The 23566-nt window shown below is 35.6% G+C and carries 20 protein-coding genes; 12 read left to right on the top strand and 8 right to left on the bottom strand.

Going from position 1 to position 23566, the window contains the following annotated elements:
* The first annotated feature begins 5 nt into the window (after positions 1-5).
* The 4 genes from glnE to HX129_RS13440 all read left to right on the top strand — a co-directional run bounded on the left by glnE (position 6) and on the right by HX129_RS13440 (position 5499).
* On the top strand, positions 6-2756 hold the full coding sequence (glnE, locus tag HX129_RS13425; protein WP_174493302.1) for a bifunctional [glutamate--ammonia ligase]-adenylyl-L-tyrosine phosphorylase/[glutamate--ammonia-ligase] adenylyltransferase: 2751 nt from the start codon (positions 6-8) through the stop codon (positions 2754-2756).
* A 26-nt stretch (positions 2757-2782) separates the two neighbouring features.
* Positions 2783-3709 carry a branched-chain amino acid transaminase gene (locus tag HX129_RS13430; RefSeq protein WP_130074175.1) on the top strand — a complete coding sequence of 309 codons (927 nt, stop codon included), beginning with the start codon at positions 2783-2785 and terminating at the stop codon, positions 3707-3709.
* Between the two features lie 80 nt (positions 3710-3789).
* Positions 3790-4680: an ELM1/GtrOC1 family putative glycosyltransferase gene (locus HX129_RS13435; protein ID WP_286436287.1), complete on the top strand. Its 891-nt coding sequence runs from the start codon at positions 3790-3792 to the stop codon at positions 4678-4680.
* Positions 4681-4692: 12 nt separating this feature from the next.
* Complete coding sequence (locus HX129_RS13440; RefSeq protein ID WP_130074249.1) at positions 4693-5499, top strand: polysaccharide deacetylase family protein; 807 nt, start codon at positions 4693-4695, stop codon at positions 5497-5499.
* A 13-nt stretch (positions 5500-5512) separates the two neighbouring features.
* Here the strand turns inward: HX129_RS13440 and HX129_RS13445 are convergent, their stop codons facing one another.
* The 3 genes from HX129_RS13445 to HX129_RS13455 are packed head-to-tail and all read right to left on the bottom strand — an operon-like array spanning position 5513 to position 8001.
* Positions 5513-6310: a glycosyltransferase family 32 protein gene (locus HX129_RS13445; RefSeq protein ID WP_286434497.1), complete on the bottom strand. Its 798-nt coding sequence runs from the start codon at positions 6308-6310 to the stop codon at positions 5513-5515.
* Positions 6311-6364: 54 nt separating this feature from the next.
* Positions 6365-7300: a glycosyltransferase family 2 protein gene (locus tag HX129_RS13450; protein WP_286434499.1), complete on the bottom strand. Its 936-nt coding sequence runs from the start codon at positions 7298-7300 to the stop codon at positions 6365-6367.
* A 2-nt stretch (positions 7301-7302) separates the two neighbouring features.
* Complete coding sequence (locus tag HX129_RS13455; protein WP_286383266.1) at positions 7303-8001, bottom strand: hypothetical protein; 699 nt, start codon at positions 7999-8001, stop codon at positions 7303-7305.
* A gap of 142 nt (positions 8002-8143) precedes the next feature.
* Here HX129_RS13455 and HX129_RS13460 point away from each other — a divergent pair, with 142 nt between their 5' ends.
* From HX129_RS13460 to HX129_RS13480, 5 genes are all read left to right on the top strand, one after another.
* Entirely contained in the window at positions 8144-8917 is a 774-nt protein-coding gene (locus HX129_RS13460; RefSeq protein ID WP_213072963.1) for a glycosyltransferase family 25 protein, read from the top strand.
* A 9-nt stretch (positions 8918-8926) separates the two neighbouring features.
* Positions 8927-9775, top strand: coding sequence for a protein YibB (gene yibB / locus HX129_RS13465; RefSeq protein WP_130074181.1), 849 nt, complete (start codon positions 8927-8929; stop codon positions 9773-9775).
* Positions 9775-10824 (top strand): capsular polysaccharide synthesis protein, encoded by a 1050-nt coding sequence (locus HX129_RS13470; protein WP_286434502.1) that lies wholly within the window; start codon positions 9775-9777, stop codon positions 10822-10824. The genes yibB and HX129_RS13470 overlap by 1 nt, the downstream gene beginning before the upstream one ends.
* A gap of 144 nt (positions 10825-10968) precedes the next feature.
* Complete coding sequence (locus HX129_RS13475; RefSeq protein ID WP_286434503.1) at positions 10969-11940, top strand: glycosyltransferase; 972 nt, start codon at positions 10969-10971, stop codon at positions 11938-11940.
* A 73-nt stretch (positions 11941-12013) separates the two neighbouring features.
* Positions 12014-12799, top strand: coding sequence for a glycosyltransferase family 25 protein (locus tag HX129_RS13480; protein WP_286436288.1), 786 nt, complete (start codon positions 12014-12016; stop codon positions 12797-12799).
* Between the two features lie 42 nt (positions 12800-12841).
* Here the strand turns inward: HX129_RS13480 and HX129_RS13485 are convergent, their stop codons facing one another.
* The 5 genes from HX129_RS13485 to HX129_RS13505 all read right to left on the bottom strand — a co-directional run bounded on the left by HX129_RS13485 (position 12842) and on the right by HX129_RS13505 (position 18632).
* Positions 12842-14113: an O-antigen ligase family protein gene (locus HX129_RS13485; RefSeq protein WP_286434506.1), complete on the bottom strand. Its 1272-nt coding sequence runs from the start codon at positions 14111-14113 to the stop codon at positions 12842-12844.
* Positions 14114-14353: 240 nt separating this feature from the next.
* Positions 14354-14569 (bottom strand): hypothetical protein, encoded by a 216-nt coding sequence (locus tag HX129_RS13490; RefSeq protein WP_286434508.1) that lies wholly within the window; start codon positions 14567-14569, stop codon positions 14354-14356.
* Between the two features lie 144 nt (positions 14570-14713).
* Entirely contained in the window at positions 14714-15583 is an 870-nt protein-coding gene (locus tag HX129_RS13495) for a lysophospholipid acyltransferase family protein (RefSeq protein ID WP_286436289.1), read from the bottom strand.
* Between the two features lie 322 nt (positions 15584-15905).
* Entirely contained in the window at positions 15906-17693 is a 1788-nt protein-coding gene (gene aspS / locus HX129_RS13500) for an aspartate--tRNA ligase (protein WP_286434512.1), read from the bottom strand.
* A 165-nt stretch (positions 17694-17858) separates the two neighbouring features.
* A complete protein-coding gene (locus HX129_RS13505; protein WP_286434513.1) occupies positions 17859-18632 on the bottom strand; it encodes a DUF4184 family protein in 774 nt (257 codons plus the stop codon).
* 131 nt (positions 18633-18763) lie between these two features.
* Between HX129_RS13505 and znuD the strand changes: the two genes are divergently transcribed.
* The 3 genes from znuD to HX129_RS13520 all read left to right on the top strand — a co-directional run bounded on the left by znuD (position 18764) and on the right by HX129_RS13520 (position 23534).
* Positions 18764-20887 (top strand): zinc piracy TonB-dependent receptor ZnuD, encoded by a 2124-nt coding sequence (gene znuD / locus HX129_RS13510; RefSeq protein ID WP_286434515.1) that lies wholly within the window; start codon positions 18764-18766, stop codon positions 20885-20887.
* Positions 20888-20969: 82 nt separating this feature from the next.
* On the top strand, positions 20970-22433 hold the full coding sequence (locus HX129_RS13515; protein ID WP_286434517.1) for a phospholipase D family protein: 1464 nt from the start codon (positions 20970-20972) through the stop codon (positions 22431-22433).
* A 96-nt stretch (positions 22434-22529) separates the two neighbouring features.
* On the top strand, positions 22530-23534 hold the full coding sequence (locus HX129_RS13520) for an SEL1-like repeat protein (protein WP_286436290.1): 1005 nt from the start codon (positions 22530-22532) through the stop codon (positions 23532-23534).
* Positions 23535-23566 lie beyond the last annotated feature (32 nt).

Genomic DNA, 23566 nt, shown 5'->3' on the forward strand with positions numbered 1-23566 from the left:
TCCAAATGAATGCTGAGCAATTGCAAAAAACGTTACGTGCCAGTCAATACGCAGAACAAGTATTAAGTTTACATCAGGCTTTTTTAGAACAAGATTATGCTATTGATCAGTTTCAGTATTCGCTTTCAACCGAAAAAATTCAACAATATGTGCATGAAACCTTAGTTGGAATTTCAGATGAATTGCAATGGATGAAAGCCATTCGTATTTTACGTGCACGTTTAATGTTTCGTTGGATTTGGCAAGATGCTAATCAGCTTACAAATGTGGTTACTTTAACACGTGAACTTTCCGATTTTGCAGATGCAAGTATTAATGCGGCTAAAGATTTTGCCAGAATTCCATTGATTGCCAAGTATGGAGAACCGATTGGTTATAATGGCAAAGTGCAAGATCTGATTGTCATTGCAATGGGGAAATTGGGTGCGCAAGAGCTGAATTTATCGAGTGATATCGACCTGATTTTTGCTTTTGATGAACAGGGTGAAACCAACGGTCGTAAGTGTGTTGATGTACAACAGTTTTGTATTCATTGGGGACAAAAGCTGATTTATTTGCTTGAGCATATCACCGCAGATGGTTTTGTATTTCGTGTTGATATGCGTTTACGTCCTTGGGGTGATGGTTCCGCACTTGCCATTAGTCATGTGGCATTAGAAAAATATCTCAGTCAGCATGGACGTGAATGGGAGCGTTATGCATGGATTAAAGCGCGTATCGTATCAGGTGGAAAAGAGGGGGATGAGCTGTTAGAAATGACACGACCTTTTGTTTTCCGTAAGTACGTGGATTACACGGCTTTTGAAGCGATGCGTGAAATGAAAGCCATGATTGAGCGCGAAGTTGCACGTCGTAATATTGCTGATGATATTAAGCTAGGTGCTGGAGGGATTCGCGAGGTTGAATTCATTGTTCAAGTATTTCAACTGATTTATGGAGGTTCAAAATTAGAATTACAAGATCGGCAATGCCTAGTTAGCCTAAAACACTTGGGTGAAGTTGGACTACTAGACTTACAATCAGTTCTAGATCTTGAGGATGCTTATCTTTTTCTACGTCGTGTTGAGCATGCTATTCAAGCATTGAATGATCAACAAACCCAATCTTTGCCAACTGAGCCAGAACTTAGACAGCGTATTGTTGATACTTTGAGTTTTAAGGATTGGCAACAGTTTCTTGATGTATTAAATGAAAAGCGTAGTAGAGTCATTTACCAATTTGAACATCTAATTAAAGAAAAAGGCTACGATTCACCTGCGGAAAGTTTTAGTCAACTTGAGCAACAATTAGAAAATGTCTTAGATGAAAATGCAAAAAATTTAATTCATGAATTTTGGTACGGACATGCCATTAAAAAACTTCCTGCCAAAGCAGTACAGCGCTTAAAAGAGTTCTGGCCGCATTTGATTGAAGCGATTTTACAATCAGATAAACCGCAAGTGGCGCTCATGCGTTTGATGCCTTTGGTCGAGTCGGTGATGCGCCGTACTGTCTATTTAGTCATGCTCATTGAAAGCAAAGGGGCATTGCAGCGTTTAGTTAAAATGGCAACGGTAAGCCCTTGGATCTGTGAAGAGCTGACTCATTATCCAGTGTTATTAGATGAATTTTTGTCGATGGATTTTGAATTGCCAAAACGCAAAGATTTGGAAGATTCTTTACGCCAACAGTTATTACGCATTGAGATTGATCAAGTTGAAGATCAAATGCGTGTATTGCGTTTATTCAAAAAATCGAATGTTCTGACGGTTGCGGCAAGTGATGTACTGGCTGAAAGCCCCCTCATGAAAGTCTCAGATGCACTGACTGATATTGCTGAAGTATCTGTCATTGCGACTTTAAATTTGGCTTATCAAACTGTGGCGAAACGGCATGGTTATCCATTAGATGCAGAAGGACAGCGCTGTTCACTTGATCACATGGCTTTTGTTGTTGCAGGCTATGGTAAATTGGGTGGAATTGAGTTGGGTTATGGTTCGGACTTAGATTTAGTATTTATTCATTATATGGATGAGCAAGCCGATACCGATGGCATGAAAATCATTAGTGGTTTTGAATTTGCTATGCGCGTTGCACAGAAATTTATGTCTTTAATGACCACGCAAACACTCGATGGTCGAGTCTATGAGGTGGATACGCGCTTACGTCCATCAGGTGAAGCTGGGCTTTTAGTGACCAGTCTAAAAGCATTTGAACAATATCAATTAAAGAATGCATGGTTATGGGAGCATCAAGCCATTGTACGAGCACGTTCTATCGCAGGGGAAGCAATCTTAAGAAGCAAGTTTGAGCAACTACGTTGTCGAATTCTGACTTTGCCAAGAGAAGAAGAAACAGTTCGACAAGAAGTATTAAAAATGCGGCAAAAGATGAAAGATCATCTAGGTTCTTCAAAAGAACAGAAAAAAGATGGAATTTTTCATTTAAAACAGGATGCAGGTGGTATCGTTGACATTGAATTTATGGCACAGTATGTTGTATTAGCCTGGAGTGGGACGAATCCTGATCTCGCCCATTATTCCGACAATGTTAGAATTCTTGAGGATGCCGCAAAGGCAGGTTGCTTATCCAGCGACGATGTATCCGCACTGATTCAAGCTTATCTTAGTGAACGCGCCGAGAGCCATCGCTTAGCACTTGCAAATCATAATATGCAAGTTAGCGCAGCTGATTGGCACGATACCCGAGAGGTCGTTTGTAAGTTATGGCAAAGATTAATTGATCCAACAGCGACTTTCGCTTTGGAAAGTGAATAATAGTGTAAAAATTTGGAGTGTGTGCCATGAATTTGGCTGATCGTGATGGTTTTATTTGGCAAGATGGACAAATGGTTGATTGGCGTGAAGCGAAAGTTCACGTTTTAACCCATACTTTACATTATAGTATGGGTGTGTTTGAAGGCGTCCGAGCTTATGAAACACCAAATGGTACCGCGATTTTCCGTCTCCAAGACCATACAAAACGTTTGTTAAATTCTGCAAAAATTTATCAAATGAAAGTTCCATTTGATCAAGCAACTTTAGAACAAGCTCAAATTGATGTTGTACGTGAAAATAAATTAGCTTCTTGCTATTTACGTCCAATCATTTTCATTGGTTCGGAAAAACTCGGGATTGCTGCAACAGACAACACGATTCATGCAACTGTAGCAGCGTGGAGTTGGGGGGCTTACCTTGGTGATGACGCAATGGCGAAAGGCATTCGTGTTAAAACTTCATCATTTACGCATCATCATCCGAACGTGACGATGTGTAAGGCAAAAGCTGCGGGCAATTACACGCTTTCTATTCTTGCCCATCAAGAAGTTGCTCAAGCTGGTTATGACGAAGCAATGTTGATGGACCCACAGGGTTATGTATGTCAAGGTTCAGGCGAAAATGTATTCTTAGTCAAAGATGGCGCATTGCATACACCTGATATTGCAGGTGGTGCATTGGATGGGATTACTCGTCAAACCATCATTACTATTGCGAAAGACCTTGGTATTGAAGTATTTGAACGTCGTATTACGCGTGATGAATTCTACATTGGTGATGAAGCATTCTTCACAGGTACTGCTGCTGAAGTAACGCCAATCCGTGAGTATGATGACCGTGAAATCGGCTCTGGTGCGCGTGGTCCAATCACTGAGAAAATTCAAAAAGCATTCTTTGATGCAGTTCAGGGTAAAGATCCTAAATATGCACACTGGTTGACTTACGTAAAATAAGTTGATCGGTTAAGATAAAAAGGCGGAACTTGGTTTCGCCTTTTTTTATGATTTTTTAGAGCTGTTAAATAAGGGTTTTCATGCATATTGTCTACGTTAGTGATGGAAAAGCAGGACATCGTTCACAGGCAATGGGCTTGTTTAAAGCGATGCAAAGACAATCTCAGCAAGCTGTCACTTTTGAAGAAATCTCAATTGCGGAGCTTTCGATTTTTCCTTTAATGATGGGAATGATGCAACATAAAATTCCTCAGCTTCAACAAACACCTGATTATATCTTTGGGGTGGGAAGCCATACTCAATTCAGGGTTTTGTTGTTGGGGAAAATCTATAAACAGGCAAAAACTGTCATTTTGATGAAGCCAAATTTTCCATGCTCATGGTTTGATTATGCTGTGATTCCTGAACATGATGCTGTGGCAGAACAGGGCAATGTGATTGTGAGTAAAGGTGCGCTGAATCCTATTGTGGATGAGCAACGGCATATTTCAGGTCGCATTTTGATTGCACTGGGTGGTTCATCGAAACGTCATACATGGAATGATCAAAAAGTTTTAACTGCAATTGAAAATATTGTTCAGCAAAATCCGCATGGCGATATCATTTTAACCACATCAAGACGTACACCCGCAGATTTTTTGAGTCAATTAAAGCAAAAAAAATGTGCAGAAAAATTGCAAATTTTTCCTGTAGAGCAAACACCACAAGGCTGGATTTTTGAGCAAATGCAACAGACAGAAGCAGTTTGGGTGACAGAGGACAGTGTTTCAATGATTTTTGAGGCATTGACGGCAGGGTGTAGAGTCGGAGTGATTTTAATTGATCGCAGCAAGCAAGATCGAATCACGCAATCTATCGATCAGATTTTGACAGCGCATTTGATTTCCACTGCTGAAAACATTGCCGATTTACCACAAGCACAGACTTTTAAAGAAGCAGATCGTGTGGCAACATATCTTTTAGCAAAATAACTGGCCATGACCGTGATTTATATTCTCATTTTACTGTTGGTTTTAATGATTGCATTTAGCATGAAATATGCATGGTGGAAACCTGCTGTAGATTGGAAACGTCCGCGTGTTCTGATGTATCACATGGTGCGCGAGCATATAGAGGGTGCGAAGTTCAATAAATTACGAGTCAAACCTGCTGAGTTTGAAAAGCAAATCGCATGGATGAAAGCACAAGGTTTTCACTTTGTGACCATGCAGGAATTACAGCAGAATTGGGGCAAACACCCTGAAAAAACGGTTGCCATTACTTTTGATGATGGCTATCTGGATAATCTGGAAAATGCTTATCCTATTTTAGAAAAATATCAAGCCAAAGCCACGATTTATGTGGTGGTTGATCGTCATGATCGTGATTGGTCCACCTATAAAAAAGCCCATCATAATAGTGGTGAATTGGCACGTGAGCCTAAACTCAATGATGAACAAGTCCGCTTTTTGGCACAAGGTGCTGTGGTTGAAATTGGGTCACATACCCTAACTCATGCCAATCTGGATAAACTGACGGATGAGCAGTGTTTACATGAGTTACAGGACTCTAAAATACAACTGGAGCAACTGACTCAGCAAGCGGTGACCAGTTTTGCTTATCCCTTTGGAATCTATTCACAACGTGATGTCGATTTGGCAAAACAGGCAGGTTATCACAATGCAGTTACCACCAAAGAAGGCATTGATGGTCTAAGCCCTGACTTTATGCAGCTACAACGGATTAAAATCAGCGGTAAGGATTCAATGTTTGCAGTAAGACTACGTTTGAAGTTGGGTAAACGAGCTTAATCTTACAAAGAAATTATTTATGCCGTTTAAAGGCTTTTCTTGGATGCAGTAAGTAAAGCCATAATTTATAAAGTATTTGGTTAAATATGTTGAGCTTAACCACAGGGTTGATTTGTAGGCGGTAGTGATTTTTATTCACCACGGTTGTATCTGCATTGATATAAATCAGCCCAAACTGACCAGCAAAACGCTCATAACGATATTTATATTGTTGTGTTTGAATTATTTTTTCAATAGCAATGGAGTAGGGCACAGGTCCTGTAGTGTTCAGTACACCTTTACGTCCCACATGATATTTCATTGGGGTATAGTCATGGATCCGAAAACTGACCTCATCTATGACTGCTTTTAAAAATGGTGAATGTGGTTTTGCAATAATATTCCATTGTTGGTATTCGCCATATTTTAAAAATTTTAGATGTTTATTAATTCCATAACCTTGATATTGTTGTCCTTCTTCATTTTCCCAACCGCAAATAATAAACTCATCGTCTGCACGTAAAATGTCATTAAAAGGCACAGCACATGAGCTTTTTAAATCGAGATAAACCCCACCTTCTTGATACATGAGTAAATAACGAAAAAAATCAGAACGAGCAGCAGCATAATTCTCTTGGATCAATAAATAAGTATCTAATGTTTTTTGATCATAATATTTTTGAATATAGTGTAAAATTTGTGTTTCATCATAAAGGCGATATTCCCAATCAGGATTACGTTCACGCAATTCAATCACTGATTTTTTGATATTATCAGGAATATTGGCTTCACCTTGCAAATAAATCTGGTGAATCACTTTAGGAATGGACATGGAATATATTCTCGAACAGCTCTTCAAATAAAAGCAGAAAAATGTATTAATCAGTTATGCACGTGGTTTGCGAACATGATCCAATTGAGAGAAGTAAGATTTAAGCTGCTCAGCACGAGAACTCCACCATTTTTGTGGATTTCTTTTGGCTAAAGCATAATAAAAAAACTCTTTTAAACTTTTTTGATCACGAGATTTTAGGCTTTTCCAATAGGTGGAAAGCGCTTTTTTCTTCAGTAAGTTTTGCTGTGTTTGATTTAAATCATGCGTATTTAAAAAATCATAAATAGTAAAAAACATATCATAATGTTGTTGATTTAAATTTTGAGATAAACGGTTATCACCTCGTTTGGTTTTGGTTTCTTCAGCATCTAAAATTACAAAAACGGTGGCAGTTTCGGTAAATAATAATTTCTGTGCAACTACACCTAATTCTAAAGCCAGAGATTCATCTTGAATAAATAAGTTTGAGTTACAACCTTGAGATTTTTGCCAGACCTCTTTTGAACACATGACACACATTTCCATGATGTTGTGCTGAATCATGTAGGTCAGTGGTTGTTCAATGCTAGAAGTATCCATAGTTGGATACTGTTGAATTTCTGCTAAATCACGAATTTTAACTTTATTACCATAAAATAAATCGCAGTTTTGAGCTTGCATCAATTCGACAATTTGTTTCAGGCGATTAGGTGCGAGTACATCATCTGCATCCATAAAAAACAGATAATCACCTTGTGCTGCATTGGCTCCTTGATTGAGACGGTTGGCAGGACCTTTATTATCAATATTGTGAATAATTTTAACTTTAGGGTATTGTTGTTCTAATTGTTGGGAAAAATTTCTCCAATTTGGATCAGTCGAAGCATCATCTGCCACAATAATTTCTAAAAGTTCAGGCAAGTCTGGTTGCAAGGACTCTATTGTTCGTTGTAAGAGTGGACCTTTATTAAAATGGGTTAAAACAACCGAGATAGAAACTGTTGCCATATCTAGTTCACTTGCTTGTATTTAAGGGTTTTATTTAACCATAAAAAGAAGGTTTTTAAATGCCCTGAAAAACTATTGGTTGCTAAAAATTGTACTTGTACATAAGGAATATTGTATTTTCGGCAAAAAAACATCCGATGATGTCCCTGATGTAATTTATCTTTTACACCTAAACCACGGCATAACATAATTGCCATGGGATGATTTTTATCATAACCATGTTCTTTAAATGAAATATCAATATCGTGGAAGCGGCTTTGGCGTTGATCTTTTGGCACACCCCATTTATTTCGATCGCTATAATTATAAGCAGTTTCTTCAGTTTTTAAATTACGTTCAAGGTGATTATCAATAATATCGCTAAGTGCAATTTCATAGCTTTGTGTTGAAAAGTCTAGATATTTTTTACGAATGGGTTTAAGTAGCCCTAGCACGCCTAAATGTGGTGCTCGTTGTTCAAACATGATCCATGTAGGGAAATGGGTTAAACCTTGTTGTTGGGCTTTTATTAAGGTTTCACGCCCTTGAAATAGACTGTCGGCAATATTTTTAGATTCTTGACCGATAAATAAGATCACAGCATCTGCTTGGAAATGTGGAAATTGATTTTTTAGTTGCAGATCAAGCTTTGAATCACTGAGTTGAAGCAGTTCTTCAATCTTTATATGGTAATACTCAGAAGAAAAACCAAGTGCAGTCATATCAAGCGATCATATCAATAAAAACGACCATCATAATCGTGTTGTTGTAAAAAATCTATTGATCGATGACATGGGAAATACTATTTAAATGGCGAATGAAATATAATGGCTCTTTTCCAAATCAATGTTTCAGGTTCGTGCAGTGAAAAAATATTTAATTAGTATTGAAAAGGAAGGCAGCGCAAGATTGGCAAGCTTCTTCGCACAACCAACGTTTGGAAAATACCAAAATGAATTTAAAAAAATAGGTGTGATTGGTGCGCAATTGCCGACTGCTGAATATTTTAAACTTGCAGTGGCGGGACGTAAAAAAGCACTTAGTCCTGCTGAACTGGGTTGTACTTTGTCGCACGTGAATGCATTTAAAGATTTCTTAGCATCTGATGAACAATATGCATGTATTTTTGAAGACGATGCAATTTGTCTAAATGATATTGATTTAAATGACCTAGAGATACAAGTTGCAGCTTTAAATTTGCAAGAGTGTAGTTTTCTTAGTATGGGCGGGATTCAACTGAGAAGTAGTAAGACGGTACGAGGTACTTTTTTAGAAAATACAATCAATCAAGCTCCTGTATTGAAGCTGCATCCTGTATATTTTGGGCGATTATTTTATACTTACGCTTATGTTATTGATCGTAAAATGGCTGAATTATTAATACGTTATCATGAGATGCCAAAAGGATGTGATCATTGGTCACAAATGCGTGATTATGATCCAACATGTCAGTTTTATGCGACGTTTTTATTTGATCATCCTGAGCTTGATGAAATGGGGACAGGGCAAAGCTATATTGAGCAAGAGCGCAAATTGTTGAATAAAGAAGAAAAATTTAAAAAATCAATTTTTCATAAATGGAAAGTTTCTATTTTAAAAAGAATTTTTAAAATCATGTTAAGTCAATATCCCAAATAAGGTAATAAAATGTCAATTACGATTATTACAGCGTTCTTTGATATTGGGCGTGGCGGATGGAGCGTAGAAAATGGACATCCATGTTACTTACAACGTTCTAATGAAAAATATTTCAAATATTTTTCAAACCTAGCACAACTTGAAAATGACATGGTGATTTTTACCAGTCAGGATTATGTCGATCAAATTAGAGAAATTCGTGGAGATAAGCCAACAACGATTATTAATGTTTGTTTAGATGAAAAATTTGCTGATATTAAACAGCAAATTTCGAAGATTCAAAACAGTGAAATTTTTCGTGAAAAAATTGGGGCTGAGCAATTAAAAAATCCTGAGTACTGGTCGCCTGAATATGTATTGGTTACAAATTTAAAATCATACTTCGTAAATAAAGCGATTAAAGAAGGATTAGTTCATAGTCAATTGGCTGCATGGGTAGATTTTGGTTATTGTCGTAATTTAAAAATGCTCAGTAAAATTAAAAAATGGAATTTTACATTTGCGGAAAATAAAGTGCATTTTTTCTCGATTAAAAAGACATTTGAATTAACTGCTGAAAGTGTACAGCATGCTATTTTTAACAATCAGGCTTTCATTATTGGAGGGGTGATTGTTGCGGCACCTGAAAAATGGGTAAATTTTTCAAAATTAGTTTATATGTGTCAAAAGCAAATGCTTGAGCAAAATATTGTTGATGATGATCAAGGCATTTATCTACAAACCTTATTAGTACAACCCGATTTATTTGAAATACATTATTTGGGTGAGGATCAGTGGTTTGATGTGTTTAAGCGCTATGATGAAAAAACCCATAGTAATTTCGTAAACCGTTTTAAAAAGTTCATGGGATATTTCTAATGTCTATGCATGTAGAAGATCAGCCAGAAAATATTGAATTAACAGCAAATATAATGCATTTATTTTCTCAAGATGAAGCACGAACTATACGTTTAAAGCGTTTAAAAAAACAGCCTTGGCGTACTTTTTATTCATTATTTGTAGCGAAAGCTAAACGTAAACAAGAGGCACAATATGCCAATATTTTACAAAAACAACATGTCGCTCAATTGTGGAATATTTTTTTAGATCAATATTTTGCTGGAAAATTAGCGTCTTTTCAGCTCAAAGCTAAAAAACAATTTTCACACCAAAAAATTATTTGGCAGTATTGGGGGCAAGGCTTGGCTGCCGCACAGCAAAATGACACAGTAAAACTATGTTTTGCTTCTGTTGATCGTTTCAAAGGTGACTATCATGTCATTCGGCTAGATGAAGAAAGTGTCAAAGAATATTTAGATTTACCTGATTTTGTCTGGGACAAAAAAACAAATCCGCAGTTTAAACCTGCATTTTTTGCCGACTTAATCCGTTTAGCGTTATTAGATGTATATGGTGGCGTTTGGATTGATGCGACTATTTTATTAACGGCACCAATAGATCCTATTATTTTACAACAAGATTTTTTTATGTTTCAACGCGTAGACTCTGCACAACATCAAGAATTTTGGACAGCTTTTAATTCAGATTACTTTGGTTGGGGGAATGAACACGTTGTAAATATATTAAATAGTTTTATTGTTGGAAAAAAAGGTAACCCACTTATGCATAGTTGTTTAGAGATTATGTTGAATTATTGGAAGACACAAAGCAATATTCCACATTATTTCTTTTTTCAAATTATGTTTAATCAATTAACTCATAAATATTTAAATGAAACTAATTTTTTAAAACTAGATGATACTGTTGTTCATTTATTGCAAATTGTACAAAATGAAGAGATGGATCAAGAAAAATATAATGATATAGTGAATAAAACCATGATTCATAAATTAAATTATATTAAAGATATTAAGTTAAATTCATTTAATGCATATATTCAATCTCAGTATATAAATGTCATTGAATGATAATTATTTTCGTTGATTGGGTGGGGTTGGTGTTATATGTAATATGCTGATTTTATTTGAATTTTAATAAAATTATAAATATCCTTAAATTTTGTATTGAATTCATGTATAATGAATAAGTATTTAGTTTAATCTAAACTTTTTATGAAAAAAAATCCTTTGGTTTCTATTATCACTCCTTATTTTAATAATCACGCAACGATTATTGAAACAATTGAAAGTGTTAAAAGACAATCTTATAAAAATATTGAACATATTATTATTGATGATGGATCTTCTACATCCATTTTAGATATAATAAATTATGATTTATCAGGCATCAAACTTATTCAACAACAGAATATGGGGGTGGCTGCTGCACGAAATAATGCGGTTCAGCAGGCGAAAGGTGAGATACTTGTTTTTTTAGATGCCGATGATTTAATTGATGCTTCTTATATAGAAAAAGTTGTGGGTGCTTTTTTAGAGAATAATAATATTGCGATGGTTGCATGCTATGTTAAAGAAATTGGGCGTTCTCAAAAAAAAATAAAAATAAAACCTTTTAGTTTAGATAATTTTTATTTTCATAATACTTTATTTCCATCGATTATTGCTGTGAAAAAAATATTATTTGATCAAGTAGAAGGCTATAATCCATCCCTAAAAGTATGTGAAGATTGGGATTTATACTTAAGAATAACAAAGCTAAATTCAAATGTTTTTATTATACCTGAATATTTATTTTCTTATAGAAAACATGAAGACTTATCAAGTCTCACAGATTTAATGAATAGAGATAAAGATATCGTACATCAGGCATATTATCAATTATATAGAGAAAATAATCATTTTTACGATCAAATTTTAGTTTCTCCATTAAATGTTGCTTATTTAAAATTAAAAATGGATAAGCGCATAAAGAAAATTTTTAAAACAATTAAGATATTTTTAATATTAATAGGGTTATGTGCTTTATTTAATTTTAAAATATCTTATGCTGATATTTTTAGTTTTATTTTTAATATTTTTGGAATTATCTTAATTTCAATTTTATTCCTTTTAATTATTTATGCTGAAAAAAAATTGAAAAAATTTAATTTTGATCAAATTCCTAAAATTCATATACATGAATAAACACTAGCGTCTTGGTTAATATCAATCATATCCTATATCAGATAAAATTGTTTTTATTTTATGATTTAAAGCTTTGGGTGAAATTTTGAAAAAATATCTTATCAGCATTGAACGTGCTGAAAGTCCTCGCTTAAATTCTTTTTTTTCACAAGAAACATTTAAGCGATATCATCATGATTTTCAAAAGTTTGGGGTTATTGGTGCCAATATACCTACCGCAGAATATTTTAAGCTTGCAGTTGCATCTAAGCAAAGACCATTAAGTCCAGCAGAGCTTGGCTGTACTTTATCGCATATTGCTGCTTTGACAGATTTTTTAGCGTCAGATCAACAATATGCATGCATTTTCGAAGATGATGCGATATCTATCGCTGATATTGATTTAGATGTATTACAGGCAAAAGTTGCAGAGCTTGGATTAAAGGAAAAGTTTTTTTTAAGTCTCGGTGGTATTCAATTACATGTCAATCGGCATGTAAGAGGGCAATTTTTGTCGCAAACGTTAATGGATAAAAAAGTTTTGAATGTAAATTTACTTTATATTCGTCGTTTTTCTTATGCTTATGCCTATATTGTCGATCGTAAAATGGCACAAGCCTTTGTTGATTATCATCATTCTCCAAAAGTTTATGATCATTGGGGGGAGTTATATGATGAGGATAAACAATTAAACTTTTATGCAACACATTTATTTAATCATCCTGAATTGGTTGAGTGTGCGGCAGGTCAGAGTTATTTGGAACAAGAGCGGAAAACGCTACAGCTAAAGAAAGTTCGGAAAAAATCTTTTTTTGAGCGTTTAAAAATATCATTAATCAAAAGATTATATAAATTTACTTTGAAAAAATATTATTCTTAATGATTTAAAACTCCCCAGTTTTAGGGGGAGTTTTATTTGTTTTTATATTTTTTGCTGAATTTTGAGTTTTTCTAACTGAATGAGACTCATCAGTGTTGCAACAGTTAAAAAATATAGATAAGTCGTATTTAGAAAAAATAAATAATATTCAGTAAGACCACATACGGCAAAATAAAATACAAAGGCGATGCCAGACAGTGATAATAATTTGAGTTTTTCGTCAGATGGATTGTAGTTTTTGACAAAATAAATAAAAGGTAAAAGTAGCGTCGTGAATAATCCAAATATCCCCAGTAAACCATTTGCAGCGAGTTCATTAAAATAAATACTATGTTGATGTTGGAAACATTCTGGAAGTTTTCCTTGTGTTTTCAACTCACAATTATTTTTTTCTATGCCATAAAGGCTAACACCTAAAACGGGTTGAGTTTTAAATAATTCAATTGAATTTTTCCAAAGTAGTAATCGTATCCCTGTACTATTTTGATAATTACTGTCTTGAATATGAGTCGAATCCTGATGAAAAGCATTGATCCGATTTTTTAATGGAGAATTGGGTAATGCAATATTAATTGTAATAAATATCAATATGGTGGCTATAAAAAATAGACATTTTTTACTTTGTTTTTTAATGTAAGTAATTGTAATTAAAATAGAAATAAAAGGAAGAGCTAACCATGCTCCACGAGTACCTTGTAAAATTAGGCTAAACATCGTGAGTAAAGTTAGGGTTAAAAGTATATAAGATTTCTTACTTTGATCATAAAATGCATAAAATAATGCTAAAACCGTGAGAGAGATTAAACCAATATTATAGGTGATAATCGGGTTGAAATACGCTGAGAGTTGTCCACGATTAAAGTCAAAGATAATATTGAAATATGTAACATAAACTCCTGTAAATAGAATAGCAATATATAAGATTGCATAAAATATTTTAGGTGTGAATTTATAAGCATAAAAAACTGTCGGTAATGTTAAGAAAGCTAAAAAGTAAAGGTACTGATCAATTAAACGTTTGTAGGTTTTTAGATAACCTTTACTCGGGAGGTCATCTAAGCGATCAAATAAATAATAATTTAATGTACAGGTTAAAATATTGATACAACAAAATATGATAAGTGTTAAGTTTGGTTTTATTAAATCTATATTTTTTTTTAATGCGTAGAAACAAGCAAGTACAAAAGCAAGTGAAATATACCAGATTCTAAATTTTTCATTTATTATATAATAAATGAAAAATACTAGAAATAACATGGAAATAAACACGGTTGATTTTCTAGAATAAAGATTGTTTTGTATAATTTCAAGCATAATGTATCTTGTCCATTACGATTCGTGATAATAGATTAAAGGTTATCGGTCTATTTAAAAGATAATATTATATGAAGCTTGCCATATAAAAAGTAGTCATTATTTATCGTTTTTAATCGATTCAATTCTAGAATAAAATGATTGATGAGTTAAAATAAAAATAGGCATTGAATTTATGCCTATGTATATATCTTAATTGTGATCAATAGCATTTCTATTTATGTGTTGACCATATTTGAATTAACGATCTGTATTGCCTTTCACAACTAAATAGATAAGTGCCCCCATAATGACAAATGCACCACCAAAACAACTCAAGCAAAATAATAAAATACGTTGATATTTGTCTAAATCAAACAATTGATGATTGAGTATATATAAGACAAAGCCCCATTGAATAAGTGAAAACGCAATAAGAATGATCGTATGACGACGAACATCGGGACGCATAGCCATGAGAGAAATTACCGTTCCAAAGAGCACCATTAGTATGCCATTTTTAAGACCTAATCTCAATTCAATAAGCACAACTAATTTTTGAGTTAGACTTTATAATATTCCTTAAATCTAAGTCTGTAAAAAATAGAGCGGATGATAAGGTCAAGATTTTTTATAGATATTGATTTGATCAGCATTTTTTCTAAAACGTTTATATGACCAAATATATTGTTCAGGTGCACCGTCAATGATTCTTTGCATTTCTTGGTTGAGGCAATCCACAGAATGCTGTAAGTTTTTTGATAAAATTTCATGAGATAGGCGAGTGCAATGCACGTCAAAGCTACGATGGTCTGTATTGCGAATGCAGCTTAAACCGATCACATTACATTGTGTTTTCTGTGCAAGTTTAGAAACCAAGGTACTTGAAAGCGTATTTTGCCCATAAAAAAGAGAGTAAATTCCACCGGACTGTTTAGGTACATGGTCAGGTAAAATCACCGTTAATCCCCCCATTTTTAAATGTTTGAAAATTGCTCGAATCCCACTTTCATCTGTTGGGACAAGTTTTGCATTTGATTTTTGACGTGCTTCTAATAAGTATCGGTTAATCCCTGCAACTTTATTCGGTTTGTACATGATGAGAGGTTGGGCGTATACATTGATCCATGTATTTAAAAGCTCCCAACAACCAAAATGTGGAACGACCAGAATAACGCCCTTTTTATTTGCTAATGCATTTACAAAATGCTCTTCACCATAGATATTTTTAAGCAAGCTTAAACTATAAGCAGCAGGCATTCCCCAACATTTGATTGACTCTAGATAGGTCATATATTGGCTTTTGATACTCTCATTGAGCATGACATGATGGTCGGAATCACTTAAAGTGGGATATGCAACTTTTAGATTTATATGGGTATTTCGTTTTATTGAGGAGTTAAAAAACTGCATTATTATTGCAATGCATATGGCAAAGCGTTGTAAGACACCCAATGGAAAGCGTGCTATAAACTTAAGAATATAATACATAAAAAGATCTGACAGATTGAATGATGAGAAAAATAAATGGAAGAAAATAAAATGTTATAAAGATTAGGAATACGTCAGAAACATTGCAGGGCTAAAATACAAGGTATTTGAAAAATCTTATGAACAAAATGAGGATGGAAATGAATGAAATTTCCAACTTTCAAAATATTTATTTTGGCGTACCTCATCATATACACTTTTAAAGTCAGATGAGTTATCAAAAACAATCAAAACATCATTTTAGTCAATATATGGGGAAATATTCATCGTAAAAAATCAAAAACCCTGCACAAAGGCAGGGTTTTATCACTCAAATAAAGAATTAAGCTTCTTTATTTTCAGCTTTTGGTTTTTCACGTAAACGAATGCCAAGGTCACGCAATTGATTTGCTTCAACAGGTGCTGGTGCTTGAGTCAATGGACATTCAGCAGTCTTGGTTTTCGGGAATGCAATCACGTCACGGATTGAAGATGAACCTGTCATCAACATGATAAGACGGTCAAGACCGAATGCCAAACCACCGTGAGGAGGCGCACCGAATTTCAATGCATTTAACAAGAAGCTGAATTTCTCTTCTGCTTCTTCTTCAGAAATACCAAGCGCTTCAAAGATCGCTTTTTGCATTTCTAAAGTATAAATACGCAGTGAACCACCACCGATTTCAGTACCGTTCAAGACCATGTCGTAAGCAACTGAAAGTGCTTGACCAGGGTTGTTCTTCACTTCTTCAACACTTGATTTTGGTAGTGTGAATGGGTGGTGAACAGATGTCCATTTGCCATCATCAGTTTCTTCGAACATTGGGAAGTCAACAACCCAAAGTGGCGCCCACTCACAAGTTGCCATATTCATGTCATGACCGATCTTGATACGTAACGCACCCATTGCATCGTTCACAACTTTGGCTTTATCTGCACCGAAGAACACGATGTCGCCATTTTCAGCGCCAACGCGTTTCAACAAATCAAGCACGATTGGCTCGATGAATTTAACGATTGGAGATTGAAGACCTTCGATACCTTTTTCAAGTTCGTTGACTTTGATATAAGCCAAACCTTTCGCACCGTAGATCCCCACGAATTTAGTATATTCGTCGATTTGGCTACGTGGAAGTGAGCCTGCACCTGGTACACGAAGTGCAACGATACGACCTTTAGGATCTTTTGCAGGACCTGCGAATACTTTGAACTCAACGTCTTGCATCATGTCTGCAACGTCAACCAATTTCAAAGGAATACGTAAGTCAGGTTTGTCAGATGCATAGTCACGCATTGCATCTGCATACGTCATACGTTGGAATTTGTCGAATTTCACGCCAAGAAGTTCATCGAACATCTTAACCGTCATACCTTCCATCAAATCCATAATGTCGTCATCGTTTAAGAACGATGTTTCGATGTCGATTTGAGTGAATTCAGGTTGACGGTCAGCACGTAAGTCTTCGTCACGGAAACATTTCGCGATTTGGTAATAACGGTCTACACCACCCACCATCAACAATTGTTTGAATAATTGTGGTGATTGTGGAAGTGCGTAGAAGCTACCATTTGAAACACGGCTTGGTACTAAGTAGTCACGTGCGCCTTCAGGGGTAGCACGTGTTAAGATCGGTGTTTCAACGTCAAGGAAACCGTGTTCGTCTAAGTAATTACGGATTAAGTTAGTCACTTTAGAACGGAAACGTAAACGGTCAATCATTTCTGGACGACGGATGTCTAAGAAACGATATTTCAAACGAATTTCTTCTGAAATGTTTGCGTTTTCATCATTCAATGGGAATGGAGGCGTTTCAGATGAAGCAAGAACTTCAATTTCTTTACCTAAAACTTCGATTTGACCACTCACCATATTGGCATTTTCTGTGCCTTCATAGCGACGACGTACACGACCTACGATTTTTAATACAAATTCTGAACGTGCTTTGTCTGCAGTTGCAAACGCTTCAGGTGTATCAGGGTCAATCACCACTTGAACAAGACCGTCACGGTCACGCATGTCAAGGAAGATTACACCACCGTGGTCACGGCGACGGTGAACCCAACCGCATAATGTCACGGTTTGGTCGATTTGGGCTTCAGTCAATGAGCCGCAGTAATGAGTTCGCATCATAGCGTTAGAAATCCAACTATATGGGTTAAGGAAGCGGGTACGTAAACAGCGCACCGCCTAAAAATGTAAACTGAGATTATGCCTCTTTGAGCATGTTGTCACAAGGACTTGGGCGAAAAACTATAAAAATTCACGTGGATTGCTCAATTAAAATAATGAAAGATTTTAAGATTTGGAAAATATTGCACAGGTTTTCTGCAAAATGATAAAAATCAAACTGCCCAAACTAAAAACGACTAAAAATGCTCTAAAGAAATAATTAATTGATCTGCCGATATACTGATATAAATCATCGGAAAATGTACTTGCAGTGAGACTTTCAGAAAAATTGAAGTAACTTAAAAAACCTGAAAATATAGAGATAAAAAAGAGTGCAATGACATAAATTTTAATATTTTTATGGATCGGTTGTGTATACCTAAAATGCTGGTGGTGGCGATAAATCATCCAAAATAGAATGGGTAATGCCAATGCTGACATGCCAATTTGTAAAACTCGATGTAAAGGATAACTATGCTGAAAAATAGAAATTTGGCGACTTAAAACGTCCTTAAACGCAACCGTTCGAAAATCAACATGAGTAAAACCATCCAAAATAATATGTGTGGTTACACCAACCAAAACTGCCACAATAATACTGAGTATAAAACCTGAGTAATCATTTAAATTTTTTAGATTTAACGCTTTGTTGAGCCCTGAAAAGGCAAATAGCATTGGGCGGTACAACCCATACCAAAGTCCACAGAAAAATAAGCCCATTAATAGATTGGGAAAGATCAAGCCTGACCATTGGTGTGATTGATCATAATTTGCATCGGTAAATAAACGATATAAATCAGGTGTCATACAGCCAATCGCCAATGCAGCAATCGGCAAACGATGTCCTGTCAGTTTAGAAATCGGTGGCGCTAAAACAGCATGAGAAATGGTAAAAGGCATATCAAAAAAATAAAATATAAAACTCTATTATTCTAACGATTTCTGATAAGCAGAATGTTTTTTATTGCAATTATATTGAAATGTTATAATATAACAATAATTTTAAAATATGATGCTTCGAGCGCAATCACATGTCTTTTTCAAAACATATTTTGACACTCTCTATTTTGACTGTCTTTTCTACAAGCAGTTGGGCTGAAGAACAAGCTACACCACAGCAAAAAACGATTGCCAATGAGGACGGCATTCAACAATTAGATACATTGACTTTAACCGCACATCCTTTACAACAGTCAAAGCAAGATTTTGGTGTTGCCGATCAAACCGTTTCTCGGGACACTTTACAGCAAGGTGGCTCTACTTTAGGTGAAGCACTAAAACAACAATTAGGTGTGTATTCTAATAGTTTTGGTGCAGGTTCAAGCCGACCTGTGATTCGTGGGCAAGAAGGTGCACGCGTAAAAGTCACACAAAATGCGACTGAAAGTATGGATGTATCCAGTTTGTCACCCGACCATACGGTCACTGTCGACCCGCAATTGGCTGAAAAAATTGAAGTGATTCGAGGGCCTTCGACTTTACTGTATGGTGCGGGCTCGGTTGGTGGTTTAGTCAATGTTGTTGACTCTAAAATTGCGACAAAAATGCCAAAAGACGGTTATGCAGGGGATGTCGGCCTACGCTATAACTCAGGTAATGATGAAAAATTAGCACATGCGGGGATGACAGTTGGCTTAGGCTCAAATGTTGCGTTGCGCGTCGAAGGTTTAAAGCGTGAAGCCAATGATTATATTGCACCCAATTATAGCGTAACCGAAGATCATGGCGATCATACACACAGCACGAAAGAGCGTCGTGTGGGCAATACATTCTCTGAATCAGACAATGTCAATGTTGGTTTATCTTGGATTGGTGAGCGAGGTTTTGCAGGCGTGTCTTATAGCAACCGCCAAGATCAATATGGTTTACCCGGACATAGTCATGAGTATGAATCATGTCATCCACATGGCGATCATTTACATTGTGGCGGACATGATGACCATGAACATGAAGATGAATCGGCACATGATCACGAAGGACATGATCATGATCACTCAGGTGCAGGACCATGGATCGATTTAAAAACGGAACGTTATGATTTCCGCTCAGAATTAAACAATCCATTTGCAGGCTTTAAAAAGTTACGTGCTCAAGCCAGTTATACAGATTATCAACATGATGAAATTGAAGGTGATGAGGCAATGACCACTTTCAAAAGTAAAGGTTATGAAGGGCGTATTGAATTGGTGCACAATCCTTTAGCGCAGTGGGAAGGTGTGTGGGGGCTACAAGCAAGCCAGCAAAAACTCGATATTTCAGGTGAAGAAGCGATTTTTGCACCGAATAAAACTCAAAAATATAGTCTATTTGGTTTAGAGCATCGTCAGTTAGGTGATGTGCATTTAGAGTTAGGGACTCGTTTTGATCATCAAAAAATTGATATTGATTCAACGCAAAAAGACTTTGATGGCAATGCCTTTTCTGTTTCAGGTGCAGCAAATTGGGAATTTAAGCCAGATTACACATTGTCTTTATCGGCATCGCATCAGCAACGTTTACCTTCGGCACAAGAACTATATTCAAAGGGTGGACATTTTGCGACCAATACTTATGAATTAGGCAATGAAAATTTAGACAAAGAAAAGTCAAATAATGTTGAAGTTGGGCTGCATTATGATGGGGATCAGCTCAGTTATCATGTTCATCTATATCATAATTGGTTTGATAATTACATTTATGCCAAAACTTTGGATCAGTACGAAAATTTCCGTCTGATTGAATATAGCCAAGATACAGCCAAGTTTTATGGCACTGAAGCAGAAGTGGCTTATCAGTGGAATGATATGTATAAAACAACGATTTTTGGTGACTATGTACGTGGCAAAATTGACAATGAAAATGCGTCTCGTGTGCCCGCAGGTCGTTTAGGTACACGTGTAAATGCAAATTTTGATGAAAACTGGTCAGGTTCTGCTGAATATTCACATGTGTTTAATCAAGATAAATTTGCTTCTTATGAGCGAGAAACCAAAGGCTACAATATGGTGAATGTCGGTGTGGCTTATCAGCATCCGTTTGCCAATAAACAAGTTGCCAAAGTTTATTTGAATGCCAATAATTTACTCGATGAAACGGTCTATGAACATAGCTCATTCTTGTCAACCATTCCACAAATGGGACGAAACTTTGTCATCGGTGTGGATTATAAATTCTAAAATTTAAATTCATTCACCAAATCGTTATTGAAAATAAAAGAGATTCGACCTAGTCTGACAGCAGTAGACTAGGTTTTTTAATATGTGTATCTTTCATAAAATTCACAGTAAGTTGAATTGGTCAAAACGTCGTTATTTAAGTTTAATCTTTGCTGCATTGGCATTGGGTTATTTATCTTCTGCGATTTATCATACAGTGAAACCTTTACCACAAGGACTGAATTTTACTGGACCTTTACGGTATGCTGATGTGAAATTTATTGCAGATGAAACCTATATCGATGCACAAGGTAAACAGCAGCTAGATCATCATATTTTTGATCAAATTTTAGCTTTGATTAAACAAGCAAAAACCACCATCGTGGTGGATATGTTTCTATTTAACAGTGAGGTGGGTGAGTCTAAAGTTCAGCAAAGAGCATTAACCCATCAATTAACCGAAGCATTGATTAATCAAAAAGTGGTCAATCCTACACTGGAAATTAAATTTATTACTGACCCCATTAACTCTGTTTATGGTGGAATTGCCCCTGAACAATATCGTAAATTGCGTCAAGGTGGCATTGAAGTGATTGAAACCAATCTTACCCCACTACGGGCTTCAAATCCGACATGGTCTGGTTTTTGGTATTTATGCTGTCAAGATGTCGGCAATAATGCTGAAAAAGGTTGGTTAAACAATCCATTTGGTAAAGAGCCGATCACCCTTCGTAGTTATTTAAACTTATTTAATTTCAAAGCCAATCACCGTAAAACCATTGTGGTTGATACGAACGAAGGTTGGAAAACGATTGTCACTTCGGCAAATCCGCATGATGGCAGTTCTCGTCATTCTAATGTGGCATTGATGGTGAATGGTGCTGTCGCAACGGATGTGTTGAAGTCTGAACAACCTGTGGCACAGATGTCAGGTGGAGACACACCTTTTGTGATCGTGGGGAAATTACCTGAAAGTCCAGCCAATCCCCAAGTGCAAGTGCTGACTGAACACGCAATTTATGATGCAGTTTTAAAATTATTAGAAAGTGCAAAAGCCAATGATCAAATTGATTTGGCAATGTTTTATTTGTCAGAGCGTAAAATTGTCAAAGGATTGATTGCTGCAAAGCAACGTGGTGTGAAATTGCGTATTTTGCTTGATCCAAATAAAGACGCATTCGGTCGTCAGAAAAATGGCATTCCAAACCGTCAAGTGGCGTCTGAATTGCATGATGCAGGTGTTGATGTGCGTTGGTGCAATACACAAGGCGAGCAATGTCATAGCAAGATGATCATCAAACGTAATGCGCAGTCTGCAGAGTTGATTTTAGGTTCTGCCAATTTTACCGCACGTAATCTGAAAAACTATAATTTGGAAACAGATTTACGTGTTGTGGGCAATCCGCAACAGCAGGTTTTTCTGGATGCGACACAGTATTTTAATACGGCTTGGTCGAACTTAAATGGTCGCAATATGAGTGTGGATTATTCAAAGTTTGCGGATGAATCGACATTCAAATATGGCGTGTATCGATTTATGGAATGGAGTGGGCTGTCAACATTTTGATTTGATTTATAAAATTGTAAATTATGTACTGAATGGTGAATGATTCAGTGCATAATTGCTGCTCAAAATATTTTAATTAAAAACTTGAGCCTAAATATGCAAAAAATCATGCAAAACCATAAAACTTTAAAAAAATTTAAAACATCATTTTTTTTAACATCGATTCTTGCCATAGGGATATTTATTTCGCCTTTTGCCTTTGCTGAAAATCCTTTAGTCACTCAAGCCAAAGAGTTGCAAACAGGCAGTGAAAATGTCGGTATTGATCATCAAAAAGCCATTGCATTGCTGAAAAAAGCCTCTGATGAGGGTGATGCAGAGGCGATGTATTTATTAAGTCAGTATTATAATTTCATCTCAGCTTTTCGATATTTACCAGAAAACCCATATTTAAATGATGAGTTGAGAATTTCAGCAGCTAAAAAGGGTAACTGGGATGCTATAGATAATTTAATCTCTGAAGTTAAAATTCAGGAAAATATGTTTCAAACACCAGATAAAAAACAAATAATAAATGCATTAATGCCATTGATTATAAAAGGGGTGAAGGAAAGAAATAGTAGAGCATTTCTTGCTATAGCAGATTTGAATGAACAGTATCGCGATCGAGGATATAATTTAAAACAATGCGATTATTTAAATCAAGGCTTGCAGACTGGAGATATTTGGGGGGCAGGATATCGAATGCAGTTTTGTGAAGAAGAAGCACTGAAAAAATTAAAGTTACCTTCAACTGAAGAATTTAAAAATAAATATATACAACAATTAAAGGACGCAGTGGGAGAATATAAATTAGTTTCTAAGCCTTCAATTGGAGAGAAAATTATATTGTTAGAGCGGTTTGGAAATTTAGAATTAGATAAAAATTTGAGTACTTTCAAAGATAATTTAAATCGTGAAATAAAGAATTTTTATTTGTCACAAGCAAAGAAAGGTTATAGTGATGCATATTTAAAACTCGCAGATGAATATTTAGGTGACAAAAACCACGATGTATGGATTGAGAAAGCTGCTGCACTAAATAATCGTATTGCGATAACAGATTTAGGTTATAACGGCTTTGTTGCACAAAGATTTGAAATGCAAAGCGCCCCTAATTGATCCAAATTTAAGGCGTAACTTGGGTAAGTGGG

This window comes from Acinetobacter sp. 251-1 (assembly GCF_030329305.1).
In the GTDB taxonomy this organism is placed as follows: Bacteria; Pseudomonadota; Gammaproteobacteria; order Pseudomonadales; family Moraxellaceae; genus Acinetobacter; species Acinetobacter piscicola_A.

What these genes read in the sequence shown, in the direction of transcription:
- glnE (WP_174493302.1), top strand. Translation starts at nt 6, where the DNA reads ATGAATGCTGAGCAATTGCAAAAAACGTTACGTGCCAGTCAATACGCA.
- HX129_RS13430 (WP_130074175.1), top strand. Translation starts at nt 2,783, where the DNA reads ATGAATTTGGCTGATCGTGATGGTTTTATTTGGCAAGATGGACAAATG.
- HX129_RS13435 (WP_286436287.1), top strand. Translation starts at nt 3,790, where the DNA reads ATGCATATTGTCTACGTTAGTGATGGAAAAGCAGGACATCGTTCACAG.
- HX129_RS13445 (WP_286434497.1), bottom strand. Translation starts at nt 6,310, where the DNA reads ATGTCCATTCCTAAAGTGATTCACCAGATTTATTTGCAAGGTGAAGCC.
- HX129_RS13450 (WP_286434499.1), bottom strand. Translation starts at nt 7,300, where the DNA reads ATGGCAACAGTTTCTATCTCGGTTGTTTTAACCCATTTTAATAAAGGT.
- HX129_RS13455 (WP_286383266.1), bottom strand. Translation starts at nt 8,001, where the DNA reads ATGACTGCACTTGGTTTTTCTTCTGAGTATTACCATATAAAGATTGAA.
- yibB (WP_130074181.1), top strand. Translation starts at nt 8,927, where the DNA reads ATGTCAATTACGATTATTACAGCGTTCTTTGATATTGGGCGTGGCGGA.
- HX129_RS13470 (WP_286434502.1), top strand. Translation starts at nt 9,775, where the DNA reads ATGTCTATGCATGTAGAAGATCAGCCAGAAAATATTGAATTAACAGCA.
- HX129_RS13475 (WP_286434503.1), top strand. Translation starts at nt 10,969, where the DNA reads ATGAAAAAAAATCCTTTGGTTTCTATTATCACTCCTTATTTTAATAAT.
- HX129_RS13485 (WP_286434506.1), bottom strand. Translation starts at nt 14,113, where the DNA reads ATGCTTGAAATTATACAAAACAATCTTTATTCTAGAAAATCAACCGTG.
- HX129_RS13490 (WP_286434508.1), bottom strand. Translation starts at nt 14,569, where the DNA reads ATGGCTATGCGTCCCGATGTTCGTCGTCATACGATCATTCTTATTGCG.
- HX129_RS13495 (WP_286436289.1), bottom strand. Translation starts at nt 15,583, where the DNA reads ATGTATTATATTCTTAAGTTTATAGCACGCTTTCCATTGGGTGTCTTA.
- aspS (WP_286434512.1), bottom strand. Translation starts at nt 17,693, where the DNA reads ATGATGCGAACTCATTACTGCGGCTCATTGACTGAAGCCCAAATCGAC.
- HX129_RS13505 (WP_286434513.1), bottom strand. Translation starts at nt 18,632, where the DNA reads ATGCCTTTTACCATTTCTCATGCTGTTTTAGCGCCACCGATTTCTAAA.
- znuD (WP_286434515.1), top strand. Translation starts at nt 18,764, where the DNA reads ATGTCTTTTTCAAAACATATTTTGACACTCTCTATTTTGACTGTCTTT.
- HX129_RS13515 (WP_286434517.1), top strand. Translation starts at nt 20,970, where the DNA reads ATGTGTATCTTTCATAAAATTCACAGTAAGTTGAATTGGTCAAAACGT.
- HX129_RS13520 (WP_286436290.1), top strand. Translation starts at nt 22,530, where the DNA reads ATGCAAAAAATCATGCAAAACCATAAAACTTTAAAAAAATTTAAAACA.